Genomic DNA, 21,477 nt, shown 5'->3' with positions numbered 1-21,477 from the left:
AGAATAACTTTTAATGTTAAAACATATCCCTTTATTAGTGATCTCGATATTTTTTATTTGTGCATGCAGTCACGAACAGATTTACTCTGCCACACACGAAAACCGGAGGTTTGAATGCCAAAAACTTCCGCAACCACAATATGAAGCGTGCATGAAAGAATATGATCAGCCTTACGACGATTATAATAAAAGCCGAGAGGATGCACTTAAAAACAAGGAATGAAACATCTCGCCCATTTTTGCCCATGAATCTTAGTTTATAAGACTTAATTTATGGACAGGCACTTTTAATAAAGAAACAAAAATAACACCCACATTTAGTAATGCCTTTTTCGCTTGACCGTAAAATGATTATCCCTGCGATGCGGGCGCCGAATATAATTACTAATAACAATTTTTAGGGCACCTGCGGCCCTGAGCTGGATCGCTCACAGGGTTTTACAATAGGGCGCTAACCTTTTACGACGCGGCTTTAGCCAATTGCCGCCTTTTAGAAAAGTGTTGACGGTAATTTTTTTCAAAAGCCGTGACATTATTCAGCCACGTCTTTCGGTCTATGCCTAAGCGTTCGATAATTTTAGGTAGGTGAAGTGCAATTGCGCCTTTTTTATCATCGTGCACAATGCGGCCAGTTTGATCGACGAGCTCTAGGTAATCTTTTAGGCTGAATAAAATGCCAAACTGGTCCTTGTCGGTAAGATTATCCTCAAATGACAGCAAAGGTTTTAGAGTGACGTCAAAATGATTAAGTCGCTGGGTTAGACTTAATTTATGGACAGGCACTTTTAATAAAGCAACAAGAATAACACCCACATTTAGTAATGCCTTTTTCGCTTGACCGTAAAATGATCATCCCTGCGATGCGGGCGCCGAATATAATTACTAATAGCAATTTTTAGGGCACCTGCGACCCTGAGCTGGATCGCTCACAGGGTTTTACAATATGGCGCTAACCTTTTACGACGCGGCTTTAGCCAATTGCCGCCTTTTAGAAAAGTGTTGACGGTAATTTTTTTCAAAAGCCGTGACATTATTCAGCCACGTCTTTCGGTCTATGCCTAAGCGTTCGATAATTTTAGGTAGGTGAAGTGCAATTGCGCCTTTTTTATCATCGTGCACAATGCGGCCAGTTTGATCGACGAGCTCTAGGTAATCTTTTAGGCTGAATAAAATGCCAAACTGGTCCTTGTCGGTAAGATTATCCTCAAATGACAGCAAAGGTTTTAGAGTGACGTCAAAATGATTGAGTCGCTGGGTTTGCAAAAGCTTAGTGATTGTTTTCGCTAAATTTAATGACGGGTTAATCCGTTCTTTAACACTGGTGTGCTCAGACTGTTCTGGAGTGAGAGCGATATTGGCTCGAATCGGGTTTAGATCAACATACGCCATGCAGCTGAGTAACGCCTCTTCACTTAATAGCGCCTGAGATCGATAGCGGGCTTCCCAAAAATGGCCAGTGCAGCCATCTTCTTGATTGGCCATCCTAGCAATAGGCTCATTAAGGCATTTCATAAACCAGCCTAAATCGGCGAGGCGCAGACGATAGCTGGCAATAATGTCATTTAGCGCGCCCTGTTCGGCGGGTGAAAGGTTTACGCCTTTCAGGTAGTTTTGAATCAAGAATGGCCCTTTGAACAAACTCGTCCAGCGGCTTACAACCTCGTGATCAGACCATTCATTAATTATTTCGGGCGACAGTTTAACGACCAAATGTAAGTGATTAGACATTACCGCATAGGCCGCAATATCAATGGCAAAAAGGCTGCTGAGCAAATGGATTCTTTGCTCAATAAAGAGCCGGCGGTGTGAGTAGTCATTTCCGGTGGCATCGTCGACGCCGCAAAGAAACGAGCGCCGCACACACCGAGAAGTTACGTGATAGAAGGGGGTGTCATCGACACAAACCAGTACCTTTCTAGGTAAAGTCATCGCAAATCCTTTTACGAAGCAATAGCCCTAAGCTAAAACAGCGCTATTACAGTGTCAATTTAAAAGTGCCTGTCCAAATATTTGGTCCAAATATTTGAGGCTTTAAAGTCGTTAGACATGGCGATCAAATTATGCATTTGTACTCTGTCGTGAATCGTATTACTATTTAATCAACATGTCTGTTGTACTTTTAAATCTGAGTAGCGTGATATTCGTCAGAAAGTATGAAACATGCAATATTTTGGCAATGCTAATGACGATCAAAGCCACAAATACCTAACATTATTGGCATTTTGCGTATTTACAGTGAATCGGAAAGACACAAATTTTAAGTCAACGCCAATGTTGCATTTTTGTGTCTTGTAGCATTTTCATACCTATATCGAATAGTTTTCATATCGATATAGGTAGATATAAAGAGAATTGCCAAGCTAATGGCTGCTACAACCAATTAATCACACTGACTTCTTCTCAGCAGCAAAAGGACAATGTTGTTATGCAAACCGAACTCACCCGCAAGAAAAACCGTCTCTGGCTTAATAAGGAAGCGGCCGCCAAACTGAACGACGCCATGGTCACTTGGATAGGCAGTTCCAGCGGCGGTCTGCCTGGGCCGCGTATTGTTCAAGCTTATCTCGACTGGCTTATTAACCTTAGTGTAGCGCCAGGCCGGCAGCTAGAAATACTGGAAGCGCTCATTCGCAGTCGGTTTGATTTAATCAAATGCGCGTTACTTGGTGCCGAGCCAACAAAAGATCGACGCTTTAAGGCAGCGGGATGGGAAAAGCGACCCTATTCATGGCTAGTACAAGCTGCATTGCACCGTGACGAACTGGCACGCATAGCCACCGAACCACTGCCGGGCATGGACGCTCACAACGCTCAAATTGTCCAGTTTTACACCCAACAGCTGGTGGATATGCTTTCGCCCGCCAACTTCGCATTAACGAACCCCGAAGTACTTCAGGAAGCGATTAAGCAGCGAGGCGGAAATCTACTGCGCGGCGCTCGCTTTGCCATTGGAGACATAGTGCGCAAAGTGACCAATACCGATCACACTATTTCCGGGTCGTTCAAGGTCGGTGAAAACTTGGCGATGACGCCAGGCAAAGTAGTTTATCGCAACGACCTTATGGAATTGATCCAGTACTCGCCCAGCACAGAGAATGTTTACGCAGAACCGATTCTGTATGTACCAGCGTGGATCATGAAATTTTACATTCTGGATTTATCACCCAGTAATTCAATGATTCGTTGGCTGGTCGAACAGGGTCACACCGTTTTTGCTATCTCGTGGAAAAACCCTAACAAAGAAGACTGCCAACTAACAATGGAGGACTATCGGACACTGGGAGTAGCCGAAGCGCTGGATGCGATTGGCGTGATTATGCCTAAGAAGAAAGTGCACTCCGTTGGTTACTGCGTTGGCGGCACCCTATTAATGATAGCGGCCGCCGTTATGGCCCGCGACGGCGACGAGCGCTTACAAAGTATCACTCTATTTGCAGCCCAAACCGACTTTACTGATGCTGGAGAGCTGCGTCTGTTTGTTGATGAAATGACCCTTTACTGGGTAGATCAACAAATGAAGCGCAAGGGCTTTTTGGCAACGAAACAAATGGGCGGGGCGTTTGCGGCGCTGCGGGCTCCCGACTTACTTTGGCAGCCCTTGTTGCGTCGATATTGTTTAGGCGAAGAGGGCTCCGGCTTCGACATTATGGCGTGGAATGCCGATGGCACGCGTATGCCTTACAAAATGCACAGCGATTATTTGCGTCAACTGTATTTAAAGAATGAGCTGGCTGAAGGCCAATATATTGCGGGCGGTCGCGCAATTTCCCTTAGTGACATCGCCGCGCCGCTGTATATCGTCGGCACCACAGCCGACCACATTGCCCCGTGGAAGTCTGTTTATAAAACCCGCAATTTGAAAAAACTGGGTGAAACCACCTTCTGCCTAACGGCGGGTGGTCACAATGCCGGTATCGTTTCTGAACCTGGTCGTCCGCGCCGGAGCTACACCGTAGGTAGCTGGAACCAGAATATGAGCTATCAGTCGCCCGATGATTGGCAAGCGGCGGCAGAGTTCCACGAGGGTTCATGGTGGCTTAACTGGCAGCGCTGGCTAGCACTGCATTCAGCCGACGAGAAAGCCGCTCCCCCGCAAATTGGCGCCCCCGATAAAGGTTACGAGATTCTTTGTGATGCGCCAGGGACTTACGTTTTACAACGCTAGCCAAACACGCAGAGATGGTTTTGGTCTGCCCTAAATCGCAGCCTGCTCTGTGCTGGTTGTTTTCCAAAAATGATACAACTATTGAATGAGGTGATTATGAATTTATCGTTAGAAGGCAAAGTGGCTCTGGTAACCGGCGGCTCTGGAGCAATTGGACAACAAGTGTGCTTATACCTTAACCGAGCCGGAGTGAAGGTAGTTGGCGCTGCGGTGCCCTTTGAGAAAGAAAGTGCCAATAATCTCGGACGCGCGGCTATGGCTGCGGGTATAGAAGTTGACGTTGTTACCTTTGATGCGGCCGACTTTGATGAAACTGGCGCGGCAATTGAGGGGATTAAGGAAAAATACGGCACCATCGATATCCTCGTGAACTGCGCCGGCATTACCCGCGACGCGCCAATACGAAAAATGACAAATGATCAGTGGCAGCAAGTTATGGGCGTCAACCTGAATAGCATGTTCAACAGTGCGCGGCATGTTGTTGAAGGAATGGTTGAAAGTGGCTGGGGACGCATAATTAATGTGTCTTCGGTGAATGGTCAGCGCGGCCAGTTTGGACAAACAAATTACTCGGCATCTAAGGCTGGCGTTCATGGCTTTACGATGGCGTTAGCGCAAGAAGTCGCACGTAAAGGGGTCACAGTTAATACGGTTGCTCCGGGGTACATCGATAGCCCAATGATCCAAGCCGTACCAGAAAAAATTAGAGAAACTATACTTAGCAATATTCCCGTGGGTCGTTTTGGTCAACCCCGAGATATTGCAGCCGCCATTACCTTTTTGTGCTCGCCACAGGCATCGTTTATTACTGGCGCTCAAATACCCGTAAACGGCGGCTACTACATGGGCCACTAAACACAATCAAGCCAAGAATCCGCCTCTCAAAATACTCACAGGCGCAAAGTGAACACCGTTGGTTTCAGCGTATGCGAAGCCTGCTGCTGCAACATCAAATTGATTGACGGGAGTTACAGGTATGACAGCAACATTCAAGGTCGGCGATCAGGCCAAACTTACTAAGTCGTTCACTGCAGAAGATGTAAATCACTTTGCGGCACTATCGGAAGACTTTAACCCCATACATATCGATAGTGTGGCGGCGGCAGCCAGTATATTTGGCGGTCAGGTGGTACACGGAATGTTAGTGGCCAGCCTTATTTCAGGTTTACTTGGCGCTCATTTACCTGGCAGCGGTACTATTTATCTCGGCCAAGATTTAGCCTTTAAGGCCCCAATTTATATTGGTGACGAGGTTACTGCAATCGTCGAGGTCATTGAAATTCGGGAAGATAAACCAATTGCCAAGCTTCGCACTTACTGTCTCAATCAGAAAGGTAAGCTCGTACTTGATGGCATTGCTACGGTGAAGTACGCGTAAAGAGTCGCTCATCAAAACAGCCTGAGCCACCAGAAACGCTCCACAAATAGCTAGGTTACTCACGCAGCTATTTGTGGGCCTAGCTGCGACAGTCGGCTTGAAACTTTACACTAAACACCCACTCCCGCCATAATAATTTTTAGCAGCCTTAGCCCTCAATTTTCAGCGTTTTAGTCGCAAGCTGACTATCGTCAGTCTGCCAGCTAATCCGAATGTCGAGGCGCTCTTGATGGCTGTCTTGGCTGGCGGTGACTTTTATTTTTAATAAGCCTTCTGGCTCTAACACAATATCACCGTCGTCGTCGCTAAAGCTTAGCCTGCCTCTAGCCAAGCCCTTGGTAATGGCCTTGAGGAGGTCTTGTATGGTTTTTGCGTCTTGCAGAGACTCGTGACGAAAGCTGTTTTTTTCTTGGCGCATAATCAATATTGTCCTTGTTACAAATAGCTCGCTGGCTCAAACACTTTGGCGGCGGGGTAGTCGGCGCTTATGCCAATCACTTGGCCACGGGGATGAACAATGGTTACGCCGTGGCCGACACCGGCAAGTCCTTCCTTAGCGCGAGAGTTGCGGTCCATGGTGGTGTCGCTTTCGATGTGCAACATACCCTGGCGCAGCATTAGCCGCTGGCCGTTATGGCGGTTGCGATGGCCGTGCACCACGGCGTGAATGCCCAAGCCATAGGCGCGCTCCACACCCGCATTGGTCAGCGGCATATCCACCTCGCGGTATTTGGTGCGCATGGTGTTCGCGAGAGGGCCGTAATAAAAGTCGAATAAATTATTTTTGACTATTTTACGATATTGACGATTGAGGCCACCGAGGCCATGCTCGGCAATTACGTCAATTACCTTGTCATCCAAGCCGGCGTGAATAAATAAATACGAACCCGATTTATAGGCCAGCTGCATATCGCGAAAAAACCAAGAGAACTCGCCCTTACTGTCTAAAAACAATTTCTGGCAGTACAGCGCGGCGGCGTAAACTTCGCGCAACGACAAGCCCACCTCGGCACAGGCTTTGTCGAAACCATCGACTTTTTTTTGCATGCGCACCAACTCGCGGCCAATGGCTTCGTTACTGGCGTAACCCGCCGCCACCAACGGGAACTCGCTAAACCATTCTTGGCGGGGGTAAAGCTGTTTACGGCAGTTTTCGGTGTCGGGAATATCAGCCAGCGCCGTGGGATCATTGCGCAGGTAAAGATCGAATACTTCTCGGAACAGGGGCATTACTTTAGCGCCCATGCGCACAAACATATGCTCAGTCTGGGGCTTGCGTTTAGACCCCATGGTGCGCAACCCCATAAGCAAACGCACATCGTGATTGCCGGCCAGTAATTTTACGGTCGCACCCGCTTCGATAAGTTGCTGCACGGTGCGTAATAAGCCCAAGTTACTTGGGCCTTTGTCTAAACAATCTCCGCCCACAACAAACACCGCTTCTTTACCGCGCTTGGTCAGCACCAACTTATTGGCGGCATTGGCTTTAATACCGCCCGAGACCCGCAGAGAGTTGATAAATGCATCGGCGTCGGCGTGGGGGTCTGCAAAGAAATACACCGCCCGTTTGGGCGCCTGCCAAAGACTAAAGCCCGCGCCCTGTTGTACCGCAGCGCTGAGTGCAGTCGACGCCGTAGCATCGACGGGATCTTTACCCAACTGCCACACCACCAGCTCGCTGGGGCGGCTTACCGGCGGGGATGCGTCTGGCTCGTCGCCTGACCGTAAATCGCTGTCTTGTGGCATAAGCAGCCCTGTATGGTGAACATTGATGACTTACGCGCCGCTATCAATCCAGAATCGGCGTTTACATTGGACAAGACCCGTTTGCCCTAATCCTTGGCGCCTTCGTTTACGCCGCGTCGTTTCCAGTTTCCCGCTATATGCTGCCACTGGCCGTTACCAAGATGCTCTAATATCACCGGCTGGCAGTGGTACATACTTAACTCGGCAATATCGTCAAACTTAAGCACGCCTAATTGAAAAGCGGCATGGCGAAACGCCGCGCCGTGGCCAACAAAAACTTTTAGGCAATCTGCTGCGGTGGCACGTGGCGGGGTACGGACTAGAGCAAGGTCGTCCATTTGCTGCTGAATATGCTTGGCAACGCGCTGGCCCGCCATCATTAACGACTCCGCCCCCAGCAGCGGCAGCTGAAAATAGCTATTGGATTTCCAATCGGCGGGCAGCGCCGGAAAGCGCGGGTCTTCAGCAATAAGTTTGGCAATGGCGTCGACACTTAAATTAGCGGCGCTGCCCAAGCCGCGCTCAGCGAGGACATCGTAGCTAGCAAGATGTAATTCTGCGCGCTTGTTCACCGCCGCATTGGCCTGTAACTGCACGCAAAATAGACTCGCCGTTTGCCACGCCCGCAGCAGGGTAGAGCAGTCGATCACCGCCTCTACTTGCCAGCCATGCTCACTGGCCAGCGCGGCCAATACCGCTGCGCCGTCTCGCGCTTGCTCGCAACCGTGTTCCGTTAGGGGAAAACCTTGATGCGCACTGGGAGTATTCGCCAGTTGCCGGTATGCTCCGTGACGAATAAGGGCAGCAAATTGGCGCGACATTTTCCGGCTCCTGCGCTTAGTGGTGTGCGGTCGCCAGCGGCGATGTTAATTTGGTCGACAATAATTGCCGCGCAGCGGCAAAGTCGCGGCGGCCACACACTTCGTAAATTGGCAAACCGGCCAAGGTATCGAGGTAATGCCGCTCGTTAATCGCCTGCAAATCGTCTTGAAAGCCGCCGTCAGCACGCTGATAAAACGGCCCAGACGATTTAACAATGGCCGCGAGTAAATCTCGGCGCTGGTTTAGGTCTACTAAATTTAGTTGGGTTTGCTCCACGCTGTCGCCCTGCCAGTTAAGCACCACAAAACCAGCCAAGCACGATGGTGTATTACTCATTCGGCCTGCGCCATAGAGCGATTCGATGTTGGCATCGTATTTTTCTTCCAATTCCCACAACTCATCTTTGGGCATGGCCAATAAAGCCGCTCGCCGCGCCGCGGGAATCATATTTTCTAAACGCGGATTATGCACGATGGTACCAGGATTAATACGTGGCAGCTTGGGCACACCAGCCGCGTAGGTAGCGCAGGAGGTCGCCGCTGGTATTTTCTTAATAAATAAGCGGTCGTTGCTCATAAATTGAATGGCGGGGTTTTCCATCATTTGCAGCATTAAAGTGGATTTGCCACCGCCAGAAAAGCCTGCCAAACCGAAGGCTTGGCCATCGCAAACAATGCCCGCCGCATGACATATTAGCCAGTCGCGCTGCTGTAGCCAGTTCATATACTGGGCAATAATAAAATTGATTACTTGATTGTCGTTACGCACGCTGGGCCCAGCGGCAAAAAGTAAGTCTGTGCTTTGCAAAAACACCATACCAGTGCGAACTTTACGCAGCAGCCGCGCATTAGCCAGGTCGATATAGCTGTCTTTGCGGCCCTGCTTATTACCTTCGCGGCGCCAGTCAGCAAACGCCAAATCTACTGTTGGCTCATCGCGGTCAATCGCAATCAGCTCAAGTGGCGTGTGTTCAAAAGAATTTACAATATGGCCAAAATAGTTGGCCAATATATCGAGCAAGGCCTCGGAATTACTCCGCACCCGCAGGCAAAAGTCACCTATTTTTAAATCTAAATACCGCGCCGTTATGGCGTGGCCACCGCAGAGGATTTCAGCGAGGTCTTGCTGTGTTGCAGAGTTTGGCATTATCGACGTATTTCCTTGAGTATATAGTCACTATACGCAGCCGCGGCGTCGATGCCAGCCCCTTCTTTTACACCGCGAAAGCCACCAAAGGCCGACACCTCAAAAACAATGGGGCCGGTGTCAGTTTCGGCGATATCCACAGTAGTAAAGTCCATATTAAACGGTGCTTGGGCGCGGCGGGCCAAGTCGATTAGCGCTTGAGGCGGCGTATACGCTTCATAGCGACCGCCGCTGTGTATGGTGGTATTCCAAGCATCACCCTGATTCACCCGCGCATAGCAAGCTAGAAATTCGCCGCCTAGAAAGGCCAAACCCAAATCGCGGCCAGGCAGCGCAATTTTGCGCTGAATGTACATCATCGGGTTACTGGCCATAAAATCAGCAATCGCAGCGCGTAGCGCAGGGTCTGGCAGTGCGCTGTCAATAATACACATGCCCCGCGCCTTGGTAGAAAACAAAGGCTTAAATACCGCACTGCCAAACTCCCTTACCGCTGCGGTTGCATCGCTGAGGCTTTCGGTAATGACGGTGTCTGGCATTGGAATATTTGCCTTGCGCAGCGTAACCGTGCAGCTGAGCCTGTTTACCAAGCGCAACATTTGCTCCGCGCCGCTAAACACCCGAACGCCGCGGTGCTCAGCAATACGCAATAATTCCAGCCGGTCGATGGTATTGGGACTGTACTGAGCGCTGATTTTTTTAACCACAATGGCGTCTAATTCACCAAGATCAACATCGCCCGCCATTAAAGTATTGCGACGTAAATCTAATGACACGTCCGCCATATCAATTAGCAGCCGAAAGCCGGTGCGCTCGGCCAGCGCATCGGCCAACACCTCGCTAGACCATTTTCCAGGAATGCCAATAACTGCAATTTTTACATCATGCACGAAAAATATCCTTTATCGCTAAGGTGTAGCCTGCCGTTTGTTTAGGGTCTAAGGCCAGAAGCTGCTCTAGCAAATAACGAGCGCGCAAAAACATGCTGCGCGCAAGACTCTTGTCCAAAATAAAGCGGGTTGAGCTTACAAAAGAACGCGCCAGCCCAAGTGTTAGACGTAGATCAAAACTGTGATCTTGGTGCTCCACCGCATAGCGGCGACTGCTCTCGTAGAATGCCATCGCCACCCCAAGAATGCGCTGGCGATGTTCAACATCAAGTATTTGTAAGCGGTAGTTCGACACCATAAACACAGAGATATCTTGCACATAATCGGTATAGCGCGAGCGGTGTAAATCAATAAAATTAATGCGCTGCTCTAATGGATCGTAAATAATATTATCAATATTAAAATCGCCGTGAATATACACGGCGAACGGCGCGTTTAGCCCGCGCTCAAATTCCATTGCACGCCCGAGCAATTGATTGAACGAGGCGATATCTAGCCCGCAGAACTGTATATCGCTGTGCTGAAACTCGGGATGAATAGCGTAAACGTCCGGCAAGCGCGCTGCTAATTGCTGCATAAAATTAGCAGCAATGACTTTCTTGCTGTGGGTTTCCTGCCACACCGAGCGCAGGGTCATCTCAAGATGTTGTAAAGCCTCGTTGATTAGCGCCGGTGACTCATTCAGTACAATCTGTTCAAAGGTAAGGCCGGGAAGGTGTTCAATAAGGAGCGCTGCCGATTGGCCGCGTTTTTGATAAGACAAAATTTTGGGCGCCAAACCTGGATAAATTGTATTCCAGCTGTCTAGGCCCTTGCGCTCACCTTTCAGTTTGCGCTTTTCGCCGTCTTTAAAAATTCCGAGAAAATCATCTTCGCCGTCAGCTTTAGTAATTGCCGAAATAGCACTGCCAGAACGGGTTTCTGCAATTGCCTTAATTTTTAGCTCATTCACCTTCTCGCCAACATCCATATTTTCCATGCTGGCTTGCAAGGTATTAAAGCGCTCAAAATTAACCGTTTGACCAAGATTGGCCGAAATAATCGACTCGCTAATAGCCAGTAACACGTCGCCCATTTGTTCAATACTATGGGCCACAAACAGCGAGCAAATAATGTCGTTGGTATTGTCTTTTTGCTTTAGCGCAGCAACATGAAAACGCAGCAGCTTATGGTAGTCACGATCGAGCTTGGCTTCAACTTGGGCCATTTTTAACGCCAGATTACTATCGCTTTCCAGCACCGCGGTTTCGACTAAATCCAAACCGCGCCTAAGCCGCTCTACCATCGCCTGACAATCTTCGTCTGCCAATATTTGCCAGCTATCTACATATGAAATTTGCTTTACGCAGTCGCGACATAGCTCGGCGATACGGTCTAGCTCGGTGGCAATAAATTCTACAGCGCGCAGTTTATGGGCAATAATATCGTGCTCAACACAGTCACTTAATTGGCTGCGGCAACTACGGTGAATACGAGATTTTAAATTGTGGGCGTAGCCGCTGCGATCAAATATTCTGCGCGCCAAGGCCGCTTCTGGCGCGGCAATATAGCGATGTAATTTAGCCAACTGAGAATCGACTTCAATAATCAGAAAGCGAAAATTATCACTAATACTTTTGCTCAATGGCATATTGAATTATCGCTAACTACGGCGCTATTCAAAGCAGATGGCCTCATGGATAAATACGACTCATACATCAAAACGGTATAATTCATTTTGAAGCAATCCACGGCGCTTGTCTGTTACAAAAATGTGACAGCCTAGATTCACTGCATATCACCGCATTTAGGCTCCCCATGCCACCTGAAACTGTCATGGTTTTATTAGACAATGGCGTTCTTTTGCCTGTATTGGCCACAACAGGCGCAATCCAATTAGTGTAAACAGGCTTTACTTCATGCCAAACATAAAAGTGACGAGGAGCGTCGCTATTCCCGATTTATTGCGGATTAGTCGCTACTATAAGATGCCGGAGCTTGGACCAAAACTGCTGTTTTTTAGTGGCGGTTCTGCGCTGAATGGCCTATGCCGCGAATTGAAGAATTACACCCACAACTCAATTCACTTAGTCACACCCTTTGACTCCGGCGGCAGCTCTGCCAAGCTAAGGCTGGCCTTTGCTATGCCGGCAATTGGTGATTTACGCAGCCGCTTAATGGCCTTGGCAGATGAGTCGGTGCTGGGTCATCCCGAGATTTACACTTTATTTAACTATCGGCTTTCCGTAAGCGCCAGCAATAAAGCATTACAGCTAGAATTACATCAGCTTGCGCAGGGCCTGGCGCCACAAATTGTGGACATTAATAATCCCATGCGTCAGCTTATTTGCAATTATCTGCAATTTTTTTGCGATGCAATGCCAGATGATTTCGACCTGCGTGGCGCCAGCATTGGCAATCTCATTTTAGCCGGCGGCTACTTAAATAATCAGCAGCATTTAGATCCCATCATTTTTTTGTTTTCTAAGTTGGTCAATGTGCTAGGTACTGTTCGGGCCGTGGTGAATGATAATTTGCATCTCGGCGCGGTGCTGCGTGATGGCACAGAAATTATTGGTCAACACCGTTTAAGCGGCAAAGAGCAGCCGCCGCTAAATTCGGCGATTGAAACCCTGTTTCTCTCTAGCAGCCGCGATCTGCGGCAAGCAGTCAGCCCAAGTTTACGCAAAAAAAACCGCAAGCTAATCGCGACCGCTGAGCTAATCTGTTTTCCGCCAGGCAGCTACTACTCGAGCTTAATCGCAAATTTAATGCCCAAGGGGATAGGCCGCGCAGTGGCCGCCAACGACTGCCCTAAAGTGTATATTCCCAATTTAGGTTTTGACCCAGAGCAGATCGGCATGAGCTTAGAAGACATGGTCACTGGCTTACTAGATCAACTTCGCAGTGATTTTGAAAGGAGGGAAATCGAAGGCCGCTTGCTGGATTTTGTCATTATCGACAGCAAGAATGGCGACTACTCTGGCGAATTATCTAAAGCATTTTTACAGGCGAACAACATCGAGCTTATCGACATTAAACTAGTTAGCAAACACAGCGCGCCATACTACGACAGTCAATTGCTGGTATCAGCGCTATTGTCATTAACGTAACGCCGCAAATGCGCCGCGACTCGTTAAGCGCGGAGCATCAACCAAAAGTGCCCGCGTCTCGCTCACTCACCCAGAGAAGTGCTTCGTCTTTTTGCAGCGGAATGAAGTGTTCAATCTCAATGTTTGGGTATACCCGCTTAATAAGCTCGGTGCCGCGATTAAACCAGCGCGGCTCGCCAACTATGGCAGTGCGGGTAAGACGATTTATATACTTGCTCAAGAATTTAAATTCTTTAACCAAGCCCCGTATCGTGAAGCCGTCGAAATGTTCAAGTTCGATAAGCACACCCAAATACGCTTCGCTGGCAAGCTTGCGCTCAACCTCCGCTAAAATGATTTCGATATCGGTGTGATTGACCTTGCCGGATACCCTGACACCCACAATATGGGCGAAGGGAAGGGGTAACAACTCCAGCATTTTTATTCCTCCATAAATTCAGTACTGCAAGTATAGGCTTGCTGCTGGGAAATGCGTTCCCTAACATGTAATTTTTACCGCTTATCCCTGCACTGTGCGCTAGGACGATTAATGATCCTTGCGAACTTTGCCTTCGCGGGGGTCGATAAGCGAAACCACGTGTATTTCATCTTCGTGGGCCAGCGCCTGCTCACCCAGTCGCGGGGTGTTCACGCGGGTGGCTGGTTCTTCGATTTTGCCGGTGTCATCGCGAATCGATTCTTTAAAACCGCAGCGCACGCACTCGCGAATTTGCTCAAGATCCGAAATGCGGTACATCACGGTTTTATCCATTTCAGCGCATTTTGGGCACACTGCGCCGGCGATAAACCGGCGTTGATTAAATACAGTAGCCATTCGCTTAAGCTCCTTTACCGGCAGTAATGCCGGCGTGACGCAGCAGGGCGTCGTTGGCCGGCGCCCGACCGCGGAAGTTTTTAAACAGCACAGCGGCCTCTTCGGAGCCACCGCGCTCGAGTATTTCTCGGCGGAATTTTTCGCCAACCTTTGGGTTCATCACGCCCTGCTCTTCAAACAGCGAAAACGCATCGGCAGACAAGACTTCTGCCCATTTATAACTGTAGTAGCCCGCCGCGTAGCCGCCCGCAAAAATGTGCGAGAAGCTGTTTTGAAAACGGTTAAATTCTGGAGGCTGACTCACGGCAACTTGCTTGCGAATACCGTTGAGCACAGCATCCACTTCGGCTTCGCTGCCAATCTCAGCCTGCATATGCAGGCTAAAATCAAATAATGAGAATTCGATCTGCCGCAGCATTTGCATGCCCGACTGGAAATTTTTGGCGGCGAGCAGCTTGTCGAGCATATCAACGGGCAGCGCTTCGCCGCTCTGGTAGTGGGCGGAGATATCGGGAATCACCGATTTTTCCCAGCACCAGTTTTCTAGGAACTGACTGGGCAGCTCCACCGCGTCCCAGGCCACGCCGCTAATACCCGACACGCTGAGGCAGTCGATTTGGGTGAGCATATGGTGCAGGCCGTGACCAAATTCGTGAAAGAGGGTGGTCACTTCATTATGGGTAAGCAAGGACGGACGCTCGCTGGTTGGCGGTGAAAAATTGCACACCAAAAACGCCACTGGCTGTTGCACGGTGCCGTCGTCTAGGCTGCGACGCCCCCGCGCATTGGCCATCCACGCGCCGCCACGCTTATTGTTGCGGGCGTATAAGTCTAAATAGAAATGCGCCAGCACCTCGCCGCCGCGCGAGATGCGATAGCACTTACCGTCTTCGTGCCAAAGGTCGACATCCGCTACCGCGGCGATGTCGATATCAAATAACTGGCCGGTGATTTTGAAGAGACCGCTAATGACTTTCTCGGCGGGGAAATAAGGGCGTAAATCTTCTTGGGAGATCGCAAACGAGGCTTCTTTTAATTTCTCACTAAAATACGGCACATCCCAAGCTTGCATATCGTCAACGCCACGGTCGGCAGCAAAGGCTTTTAGCTCGGCGTATTCACGCTCGGCCATGGGCTTGCTGGCAACCGCTAGCTCTTCAAGAAACGCAATTACTTGGGCGTTGGACTCAGCCATTTTGCTGGCCAGCGAATAGGCCGCGTAGTTGTCGAAGCCCAGTAATTTCGCCTGCTCTTGGCGCAGCTGCAAAATCTCTAACATCAGCGGGCCGTTATCCCACTTGCCCGCTTGGGGGCCAAGTGCTGAGGCGCGGGTAACGTAGGCCTTATACAATTCTTCGCGCAGCTCGCGCTTGTCGGCGTACTGCATAATGGGTAAGTAGCTGGGAATGTCTAAGCTTAAACGGTAGCCGCTAAAGCCTTTAGCCGTTGCCGCTTCGCGCAGATTATCCAGCACTGTTGTCGGCACGCCGGCTAAGTCGTCTGCCGATTCGATCAGCTTTTCCCAGCCGTCGGTAGCGTCCAGCACATTGTTTGAAAACGCGGTAGACAGCTCGCTGAGGCGCTGGGCAATAGCCGAAAAACGCGTGGCGTCGTCGCCCTCTAGCGCCACCCCCGACAGGGTAAAGTCGCGGAGCATATGGCGGATCGCCTGCTGACGAGGGCCACTCAAACCGGCAAACTCGGCGCTTTCTGCCAGTGCTTTAACCCGCTCAAACAAGGGCCGGTTTTGGCCCATTTCGCTGTTATACGCGGTGAGTAGGGGTAGGCAGGCGCTGTAAGCACTGCGCCAAGCATCGCCACTTAGCACGCTGTGGCAGTGGCTGAGCGGCGCCCAGAAACGGCCAATTTTATCGTCTACCTCTTCCAGCGGCGCCATTAAATTTTGCCAGCTAGGTGCCGCCTCGCAGGCGACCACCGCTGCCACGGCTTGGCGCGAGGTATTTAATAGCTGCTCGCAGCCGGCGGCTAATTGCTGGGGGTCGAGACTCGAAAACAACGGTAAACTATTGGCAGTCATAACAACTGAAACCCTGTAATAATGGCAGTGAATGCACCCAGTGTAACAAATCCACTGGCCGCTTAGCGCCTGTATTTAAGCCGATACCGCGAATAACGGACGGCACAGAAACCCTAGGTTAGAGATGGAGACAAATTGATGACTTACAAGGCCCAAAATTATGTGCGCCGCTTTGAAGAACACCAGCCCAAGCTTGCCGATGGGGTTTTTATTGACCCCAGCGCAGTCGTAATCGGTGATGTAGAAATTGGCGCCGACAGCTCGGTTTGGCCCAATACTACAGTACGCGGCGACATGCACCGCATTCGCATTGGCGCGCGCAGCAGTATCCAAGACAATAGCATTTTACATATTACCCACGCTGGCCCCTATAACCCAGAGGGTTACCCGCTAACCATTGGCGATGAGGTAACGGTAGCCCACAGCGTGACACTGCACGGCTGCACAATAGGCAATCGGGTGTTGATTGGTATGGGCAGTATTGTGATGGACGGCGCGGTAATTGAAGACAACGTGGTGCTTGGCGCCAACTCGCTAGTGCCACCGGGCAAACGCCTCACCAGCGGCTGGCTCTATGTGGGCAGCCCCGCCAAGCCGGTGCGCGAACTCAGCGAGGGCGATTTTAAGTACTTTAGCTATAGCGCCAACAATTACGCCAAGCTCAAAGACCGCCACATTGCGGAACTGAACCGCGACTAAAACTTAAGCGAGTGAGGGGTGTTAAAACACCCCTGCGTCGTAAATCAGATAGCTTATATAAGCAACGTAGATACACAGCAGGCCACCGCCTTCTAACCGCGATATGCGCCGCGCACCGCTCGGGCCTCTGGCTACTAAAAAGAAAATGCCCGTTAACAAGAGCATTACGGGGTAGTCGCGGCTAATTACCGCCGCGTCTACGGGGCCTGGCGCTAATACGCCTGGTATCGCCATTACCCCTAATAAATTAAACAAATTGGAGCCAACCACATTGCCAATGGCAATATCGTGCTCATTTTTGCGCGCCGCCGCCACCGAGGCCGCGAGTTCAGGCAGACTGGTGCCAACTGCCACCACGGTCAGGCCAATAATAAGATCACTAAGCCCAAAGAAATGCGCAATATCCACCGCCGACCACACCAATAAGCGCGCCGAGCCAATCAACAGTATTAAACCAAGTAATAGCCAGCCCAAGGCCGCCTTAATGCCCATGTCTTTGGGTATCTCGGCTGCAAATTCGGCTTCAATACTGTCGCCACTGCTATGTTTAGCTTCCCACAATTGGCGCAATACCACGGCCGCAAAACCAAACAGCAAAATACTGCCGTCCATCACACCAAGATCGCCGTCACGCAGTAAAAAATAGCCTACTAACATGACCATAATCAGCAGCGGGATTTCTCTGCTAACCAGCTTAGACTGCACATTCAGGGGGATAAGCAGGGCGGTAAAACCCAAAATTAAGGCGATGTTGGTGATATTGGAGCCCAGTGCATTACCCACTGCCAAACCGGCTTGGCCGTCGCTAGAGGCAATTGCCGACACCAACATTTCCGGCGCCGAGGTGCCAATACCCACTACCAAAATACCAATCACCAGCGGCGATATACCAAGAATATTGGCGGTTGCTGAAGCGCCTATAACAAAGCGATCAGCACTCCACACCAGTAAAACCAGCCCAACAATCAGGGCGACTACAGTAACTAACATAGCAATATTTCCAGAATGTATATCGTTGTATTGGTTAAGCTGACAGGGAGTGGCGAATTAATTCAATAACGGGTTTGGTGTCTGGCCGCACACCGCGCCAAATACAAAAGGACTCGGCAGCTTGCTCAACCAACATCCCCAAACCATCGGAAACTGCCCATGCCGCTTCACCCGCCGCCCAACGCATAAAGGGTGTTGGCTCGGCGCCATACATCATGTCGTAGGCACAGCCATCGTTGCTCAAAATATGCGAGGGCAACGGCGGCAGGTCACCGCTCATACTGGCGCTGGTGCCATTGATGATCAAATCGAACTGCCCAGCCGCCAAACCGGCGTAACTGCCACCGGCAACGTTACCCAACTTCTGAAATTGCTCAGCCAATTTCTGGGCTTTTTCTTCGGTGCGATTAGCAATTAATACATGACTTGGGCCTTGCTTTAATAGTGGCCCAAGAATGCCGCGCACCGCGCCACCCGCGCCCAACACCAGAATGCGCCGGCCCTGTATGTCCCAACCTAAATTGTCGTGAATATCCCGTACCAAGCCCACACCGTCGGTATTGTCGCCATAGATGGTGCCATCATCTTGAATAGCAAGGGTATTTACCGCGCCCGCACGGCGGGCGCGGCCACTGAGTTGGTCGGCAAATTCAAAGGCATCGAGTTTGAAAGGCACGGTGATATTTAAGCCCTTGCCGCCATGCTCAAAAAACTGAGCCGCCACCTCGGCAAAGCGACCAAGCTCTACTTTGTGGGCGCGATAGTGCAACTGCTGGCCGGTTTGCTCGGCAAAAGCCGCGTGAATTTGCGGCGATTTGCTGTGCTTAACCGGGTTTCCGTACACTGCGTAATGATCTATTTTTTCCATAACAAAGGGTACTGCCTTTTATTTTTGGCTTCGGACTCTGACCGTTAAACTGCCAAATACCACTACTGTGGAGCCAGCCAATCTCGAACTGGCAAAAACTGCGACGCGAGCGCTGCTTCGGCGCTATTGTCTTCGGGCTGCCAATTATACTCCCATCTCACCAAGGGCGGCAGCGACATCAAAATTGATTCGGTGCGGCCGCCACTTTGCAAACCAAACAAGGTGCCGCGATCACACACCAGATTAAACTCAACGTAGCGACCGCGCCGGTACAGCTGAAAGTCGCGCTCGCGCTCGCCCCAAGGCGTGTCTTTGCGGCGCTCAACAATGGGCACATAAGCTGCGGTGTAGGCATTGCCTATCGCCTGCATAAAGTCAAAGCAGCGCTGAAAGCCACCTTCGTTTAGGTCGTCAAAGAACAGACCACCCACGCCCCGCGCTTCTTGGCGGTGGGGCATATAAAAATACTCGTCGCACCACTTTTTATAGCGCGGGTACACATCGTCGCCAAAGGGTGCGCAGGCGTTTAACGCCGTTTGGTGCCAATGGCGGCAATCGTCCTCAACCCCGTAGTAAGGTGTTAAGTCAAAGCCCCCGCCAAACCACCACACTGGCTCTTCGCCAGGTTTTTCGGCAATAAAGAAGCGAACATTGGCATGACTGGTTGGCACATGGGGATTAAGTGGGTGCATCACCAAGGACACGCCCATGGCCTGATAGCTGCGGCCCGCCAGCTCTGGGCGATGGGCGCTAGCGCTGCCAGGCATGGCGTCACCCTGCACATGGGAGAAATTCACGCCGCCTTTTTCAAACACCGCACCGTTAGTAATCACTCGGCTGCGGCCGCGACCCCAATCGTCTTCTACAAAATCGGCATCGCTGTCTAAGGCGCTTAACTGCGCACAGATGCGGTCTTGCAAAGCCAAGAAAAACTGCTTTACTGCTTCAATATCTATTTGTTGCATTACTTCTCCCCAACGACCCTGACGGTCGCCATATTGTCAGGCGCCACGAAAAACCTGCCCCGTTAGCGCGTCGCGAATAGCGGTGGGCTGGGCGAGGCCGCCGGTGCAACCGGGCAAATAATAATCTACTGCTGAACGAAAATAGCGCTGGGCCTCGACTTGGCTGCGCGCTGGCGCCATGCCCGCGGGATTGGCCGAGGTAGACACCAAACAGGTATTGGCCGCCTGACAGAGCGCCACGGTGAGCGGGTGATTACTCACCCGAATGGCAACACTCTGATGGCTGCCGCGGATCCACTCTGGCGCCCAGCCAGTATCGGGCACCACCCAGGTATTGGGTCCGGGCCAGCTAGCCATTAATAATTCTTGTACATCGTCTGGCAGCAGGGGCATTACGCCCTGAAACCGAGAAACATGGTCTGCAACCAGCACTAAGCCCTTGGCCGGATCACGCTGTTTTAATTGCAGTATACGTGTCACCGCAGGGCGGCTCCAAGGCACGCAGGCCAAGCCCCACACCGCTTCGGTGGGGTGAGTAATCACTTTGCCGGCGCGCAGCAAAGCGGCAGCGCGGCGCAAACGATATTGGGCGGGCAGAGGTATCATGATTAATCCGCAATGAGGACGGCGAGTATAAATAACGGCAATTGAATGCGGCCAAAGTATACAGGCTTTTGCGGCAAAACAAGTCGAAAATTGATCCTAAACGCGGCGCAGCACCTAGCGACAGCGTTGCCAGCCACCTTGGTTTTGCTCAACCCAGCCCTCAACTTCGAGTTCACTAAGCAAGCTCAATAGCTCAGCAATAGCCAGACCAAGATGCTGGGCGAGCAGGTCGGCGGCAACCGGCTCAAAACCCAAGGCTTGATACACGGGAGAGTTGGAATTGGCCCCCGGCAGAGACCTTGCCTCAACGCCAGACAACGCCTCGGCCTGAGTGTGCACTAACCACGCGCTGTATTCTTCCAAAATATCATCAAGGCTTTCAACCAGTTTCGCCCCCTGTTTAATAAGACGATTACAGCCGCGGCTAGCGGGGTTGTGAATAGAACCGGGAATCGCAAAGACCTCGCGATTTTGTTCCAGCGCCTGCTGGGCGGTAATTAACGAGCCACTGCGCACCGCTGCTTCAACCACCAGCACCCCCAAACTCATGCCGCTAATAAGCCGATTGCGGCGCGGAAACTGGTGGCGCAACGGCGGGCTTCCTAAGGGAAATTCACTGAGCAGCAAGCCCTCGGCGGCAATGCGTTCATACAGCGCAGCATTACCCCGCGGGTAGCAGCGATCAACGCCGGTACCCAGCACCGCAATCGTCGATGACGCGCCACTTAGCGCGCCAAGATGGGCGGCGCCGTCTACCCCCAGCGCCATGCCGCTCACCACCGTCAGCCCCGTATTACTCAAGGCTTTGCCAAAAGCGTGGGCATCGCCGTGGCCAATGCGACTGGGGCGACGACTGCCCACCACCGCAAATAGCGCGCCGCCGAGCAATTCGCGGCGGCCGCGATAATAGAGCAGAGGCGGGGCGTCGTAGATCTCTTTTAATAGCGCGGGGTAATCGGCGTCATGCCAGCACAATAGGTCGGCATTGGCCTGGTGCAAGCTTTCGGCAATGATTTCGTCGGGATGGTGCCGCGACAGTGCGCGGTCTAGGGCTTGGCGGTGTTGTGTACTCAGGGCCAGCGCCGCCCATTGTTCGGGCGGCAAGTGCAAGAGCTGGCGAGGATCCTCTATACGCTCAATTAATTTACGGAATCCCGCTGGCGGCAGCGCTAAAGTCTGCTGGGCTAGCAGCCACAGATAAGCAATATTTTCCACATCCGCATCCTTGCGATCTGTAGGGCGGGCCAGCACTGCTGAC

The 21,477-nt window shown here is 51.1% G+C and carries 21 protein-coding genes; 5 read left to right on the top strand and 16 right to left on the bottom strand.

Features of this window, described 5'->3' with window-relative positions; translation table 11 throughout:
- Positions 1 to 459: 459 nt before the first annotated feature.
- The gene (locus P1U47_RS08995; protein WP_301028437.1) at positions 460 to 813 is read right to left on the bottom strand and encodes a hypothetical protein; all 354 of its coding nucleotides are present in this window, start codon (positions 811 to 813) and stop codon (positions 460 to 462) included.
- A gap of 144 nt (positions 814 to 957) precedes the next feature.
- Positions 958 to 1,929, bottom strand: coding sequence for a transposase (locus P1U47_RS08990; RefSeq protein WP_301028436.1), 972 nt, complete (start codon positions 1,927 to 1,929; stop codon positions 958 to 960).
- Between the two features lie 496 nt (positions 1,930 to 2,425).
- Here P1U47_RS08990 and P1U47_RS08985 point away from each other — a divergent pair, with 496 nt between their 5' ends.
- The 3 genes from P1U47_RS08985 (at position 2,426) to P1U47_RS08975 (ending at position 5,543) form a co-directional block, all read left to right on the top strand.
- The gene (locus tag P1U47_RS08985) at positions 2,426 to 4,165 is read left to right on the top strand and encodes an alpha/beta fold hydrolase (RefSeq protein ID WP_301028435.1); all 1,740 of its coding nucleotides are present in this window, start codon (positions 2,426 to 2,428) and stop codon (positions 4,163 to 4,165) included.
- A gap of 96 nt (positions 4,166 to 4,261) precedes the next feature.
- Positions 4,262 to 5,020, top strand: coding sequence for a 3-oxoacyl-ACP reductase family protein (locus tag P1U47_RS08980; RefSeq protein ID WP_301028434.1), 759 nt, complete (start codon positions 4,262 to 4,264; stop codon positions 5,018 to 5,020).
- A gap of 121 nt (positions 5,021 to 5,141) precedes the next feature.
- The gene (locus P1U47_RS08975; RefSeq protein ID WP_301028433.1) at positions 5,142 to 5,543 is read left to right on the top strand and encodes a MaoC family dehydratase; all 402 of its coding nucleotides are present in this window, start codon (positions 5,142 to 5,144) and stop codon (positions 5,541 to 5,543) included.
- Positions 5,544 to 5,691: 148 nt separating this feature from the next.
- On the opposite strand, the gene P1U47_RS08970 is transcribed toward P1U47_RS08975, so the two are convergent.
- The 6 genes from P1U47_RS08970 to P1U47_RS08945 all read right to left on the bottom strand — a co-directional run bounded on the left by P1U47_RS08970 (position 5,692) and on the right by P1U47_RS08945 (position 11,777).
- Positions 5,692 to 5,961, bottom strand: a complete 270-nt coding sequence (locus tag P1U47_RS08970; protein WP_301028432.1) for an amphi-Trp domain-containing protein — start codon at positions 5,959 to 5,961, stop codon at positions 5,692 to 5,694.
- A 17-nt stretch (positions 5,962 to 5,978) separates the two neighbouring features.
- On the bottom strand, positions 5,979 to 7,289 hold the full coding sequence (locus tag P1U47_RS08965; RefSeq protein ID WP_301028431.1) for a metallophosphoesterase family protein: 1,311 nt from the start codon (positions 7,287 to 7,289) through the stop codon (positions 5,979 to 5,981).
- Between the two features lie 86 nt (positions 7,290 to 7,375).
- Entirely contained in the window at positions 7,376 to 8,110 is a 735-nt protein-coding gene (locus P1U47_RS08960; RefSeq protein ID WP_301028430.1) for a phosphoglycerate mutase family protein, read from the bottom strand.
- Between the two features lie 16 nt (positions 8,111 to 8,126).
- Entirely contained in the window at positions 8,127 to 9,257 is a 1,131-nt protein-coding gene (locus P1U47_RS08955; protein ID WP_301028429.1) for an HprK-related kinase B, read from the bottom strand.
- Complete coding sequence (locus tag P1U47_RS08950; protein ID WP_301028428.1) at positions 9,257 to 10,147, bottom strand: GAK system ATP-grasp enzyme; 891 nt, start codon at positions 10,145 to 10,147, stop codon at positions 9,257 to 9,259. The genes P1U47_RS08955 and P1U47_RS08950 overlap by 1 nt, the downstream gene beginning before the upstream one ends.
- Complete coding sequence (locus tag P1U47_RS08945; protein WP_301028427.1) at positions 10,140 to 11,777, bottom strand: PhoU domain-containing protein; 1,638 nt, start codon at positions 11,775 to 11,777, stop codon at positions 10,140 to 10,142. The genes P1U47_RS08950 and P1U47_RS08945 overlap by 8 nt, the downstream gene beginning before the upstream one ends.
- Positions 11,778 to 12,045: 268 nt before the next feature.
- On the opposite strand from P1U47_RS08945, the gene P1U47_RS08940 reads away from it, so the two are divergent.
- Complete coding sequence (locus tag P1U47_RS08940; RefSeq protein WP_301028426.1) at positions 12,046 to 13,239, top strand: GAK system CofD-like protein; 1,194 nt, start codon at positions 12,046 to 12,048, stop codon at positions 13,237 to 13,239.
- Positions 13,240 to 13,276: 37 nt separating this feature from the next.
- Here P1U47_RS08940 and P1U47_RS08935 read toward each other — a convergent pair whose 3' ends face one another.
- The 3 genes from P1U47_RS08935 to P1U47_RS08925 all read right to left on the bottom strand — a co-directional run bounded on the left by P1U47_RS08935 (position 13,277) and on the right by P1U47_RS08925 (position 16,091).
- The gene (locus P1U47_RS08935) at positions 13,277 to 13,657 is read right to left on the bottom strand and encodes an STAS/SEC14 domain-containing protein (protein ID WP_301028425.1); all 381 of its coding nucleotides are present in this window, start codon (positions 13,655 to 13,657) and stop codon (positions 13,277 to 13,279) included.
- A 108-nt stretch (positions 13,658 to 13,765) separates the two neighbouring features.
- Positions 13,766 to 14,053: a YheV family putative zinc ribbon protein gene (locus P1U47_RS08930; protein ID WP_301028424.1), complete on the bottom strand. Its 288-nt coding sequence runs from the start codon at positions 14,051 to 14,053 to the stop codon at positions 13,766 to 13,768.
- Positions 14,054 to 14,057: 4 nt separating this feature from the next.
- Positions 14,058 to 16,091 carry a M3 family metallopeptidase gene (locus tag P1U47_RS08925; RefSeq protein WP_301028423.1) on the bottom strand — a complete coding sequence of 678 codons (2,034 nt, stop codon included), beginning with the start codon at positions 16,089 to 16,091 and terminating at the stop codon, positions 14,058 to 14,060.
- Between the two features lie 138 nt (positions 16,092 to 16,229).
- Here P1U47_RS08925 and P1U47_RS08920 point away from each other — a divergent pair, with 138 nt between their 5' ends.
- On the top strand, positions 16,230 to 16,790 hold the full coding sequence (locus P1U47_RS08920; RefSeq protein ID WP_301028422.1) for a gamma carbonic anhydrase family protein: 561 nt from the start codon (positions 16,230 to 16,232) through the stop codon (positions 16,788 to 16,790).
- 21 nt (positions 16,791 to 16,811) lie between these two features.
- Here the strand turns inward: P1U47_RS08920 and P1U47_RS08915 are convergent, their stop codons facing one another.
- The 5 genes from P1U47_RS08915 to dprA all read right to left on the bottom strand — a co-directional run bounded on the left by P1U47_RS08915 (position 16,812) and on the right by dprA (position 21,434).
- Positions 16,812 to 17,780 carry a calcium/sodium antiporter gene (locus P1U47_RS08915; RefSeq protein WP_301028421.1) on the bottom strand — a complete coding sequence of 323 codons (969 nt, stop codon included), beginning with the start codon at positions 17,778 to 17,780 and terminating at the stop codon, positions 16,812 to 16,814.
- Between the two features lie 34 nt (positions 17,781 to 17,814).
- Positions 17,815 to 18,648: a shikimate dehydrogenase gene (gene aroE / locus P1U47_RS08910; protein ID WP_301028420.1), complete on the bottom strand. Its 834-nt coding sequence runs from the start codon at positions 18,646 to 18,648 to the stop codon at positions 17,815 to 17,817.
- Positions 18,649 to 18,710: 62 nt separating this feature from the next.
- Complete coding sequence (gene hemF, locus P1U47_RS08905; RefSeq protein ID WP_301028419.1) at positions 18,711 to 19,613, bottom strand: oxygen-dependent coproporphyrinogen oxidase; 903 nt, start codon at positions 19,611 to 19,613, stop codon at positions 18,711 to 18,713.
- Positions 19,614 to 19,649: 36 nt separating this feature from the next.
- Entirely contained in the window at positions 19,650 to 20,219 is a 570-nt protein-coding gene (locus P1U47_RS08900) for a Sua5/YciO/YrdC/YwlC family protein (protein WP_301028418.1), read from the bottom strand.
- A 114-nt stretch (positions 20,220 to 20,333) separates the two neighbouring features.
- Positions 20,334 to 21,434, bottom strand: coding sequence for a DNA-processing protein DprA (gene dprA, locus P1U47_RS08895; protein WP_301028417.1), 1,101 nt, complete (start codon positions 21,432 to 21,434; stop codon positions 20,334 to 20,336).
- Positions 21,435 to 21,477 lie beyond the last annotated feature (43 nt).

This window comes from Zhongshania sp. (genome assembly GCF_029212375.1).
Classification (GTDB): Bacteria; Pseudomonadota; Gammaproteobacteria; order Pseudomonadales; family Spongiibacteraceae; genus Spongiibacter.
This window is presented reverse-complemented; position numbering and strand designations above follow the sequence as displayed.

What these genes read in the sequence shown, in the direction of transcription:
- P1U47_RS08940 (WP_301028426.1), top strand. Translation starts at nt 12,046, where the DNA reads ATGCCAAACATAAAAGTGACGAGGAGCGTCGCTATTCCCGATTTATTG.
- P1U47_RS08955 (WP_301028429.1), bottom strand. Translation starts at nt 9,257, where the DNA reads ATGCCAAACTCTGCAACACAGCAAGACCTCGCTGAAATCCTCTGCGGT.
- P1U47_RS08975 (WP_301028433.1), top strand. Translation starts at nt 5,142, where the DNA reads ATGACAGCAACATTCAAGGTCGGCGATCAGGCCAAACTTACTAAGTCG.
- P1U47_RS08970 (WP_301028432.1), bottom strand. Translation starts at nt 5,961, where the DNA reads ATGCGCCAAGAAAAAAACAGCTTTCGTCACGAGTCTCTGCAAGACGCA.
- P1U47_RS08920 (WP_301028422.1), top strand. Translation starts at nt 16,230, where the DNA reads ATGACTTACAAGGCCCAAAATTATGTGCGCCGCTTTGAAGAACACCAG.
- P1U47_RS08935 (WP_301028425.1), bottom strand. Translation starts at nt 13,657, where the DNA reads ATGCTGGAGTTGTTACCCCTTCCCTTCGCCCATATTGTGGGTGTCAGG.
- P1U47_RS08990 (WP_301028436.1), bottom strand. Translation starts at nt 1,929, where the DNA reads ATGACTTTACCTAGAAAGGTACTGGTTTGTGTCGATGACACCCCCTTC.
- P1U47_RS08930 (WP_301028424.1), bottom strand. Translation starts at nt 14,053, where the DNA reads ATGGCTACTGTATTTAATCAACGCCGGTTTATCGCCGGCGCAGTGTGC.
- P1U47_RS08900 (WP_301028418.1), bottom strand. Translation starts at nt 20,219, where the DNA reads ATGATACCTCTGCCCGCCCAATATCGTTTGCGCCGCGCTGCCGCTTTG.
- P1U47_RS08980 (WP_301028434.1), top strand. Translation starts at nt 4,262, where the DNA reads ATGAATTTATCGTTAGAAGGCAAAGTGGCTCTGGTAACCGGCGGCTCT.
- P1U47_RS08965 (WP_301028431.1), bottom strand. Translation starts at nt 7,289, where the DNA reads ATGCCACAAGACAGCGATTTACGGTCAGGCGACGAGCCAGACGCATCC.
- aroE (WP_301028420.1), bottom strand. Translation starts at nt 18,648, where the DNA reads ATGGAAAAAATAGATCATTACGCAGTGTACGGAAACCCGGTTAAGCAC.
- P1U47_RS08925 (WP_301028423.1), bottom strand. Translation starts at nt 16,091, where the DNA reads ATGACTGCCAATAGTTTACCGTTGTTTTCGAGTCTCGACCCCCAGCAA.
- P1U47_RS08960 (WP_301028430.1), bottom strand. Translation starts at nt 8,110, where the DNA reads ATGTCGCGCCAATTTGCTGCCCTTATTCGTCACGGAGCATACCGGCAA.
- hemF (WP_301028419.1), bottom strand. Translation starts at nt 19,613, where the DNA reads ATGCAACAAATAGATATTGAAGCAGTAAAGCAGTTTTTCTTGGCTTTG.
- P1U47_RS08985 (WP_301028435.1), top strand. Translation starts at nt 2,426, where the DNA reads ATGCAAACCGAACTCACCCGCAAGAAAAACCGTCTCTGGCTTAATAAG.
- P1U47_RS08915 (WP_301028421.1), bottom strand. Translation starts at nt 17,780, where the DNA reads ATGTTAGTTACTGTAGTCGCCCTGATTGTTGGGCTGGTTTTACTGGTG.
- P1U47_RS08945 (WP_301028427.1), bottom strand. Translation starts at nt 11,777, where the DNA reads ATGCCATTGAGCAAAAGTATTAGTGATAATTTTCGCTTTCTGATTATT.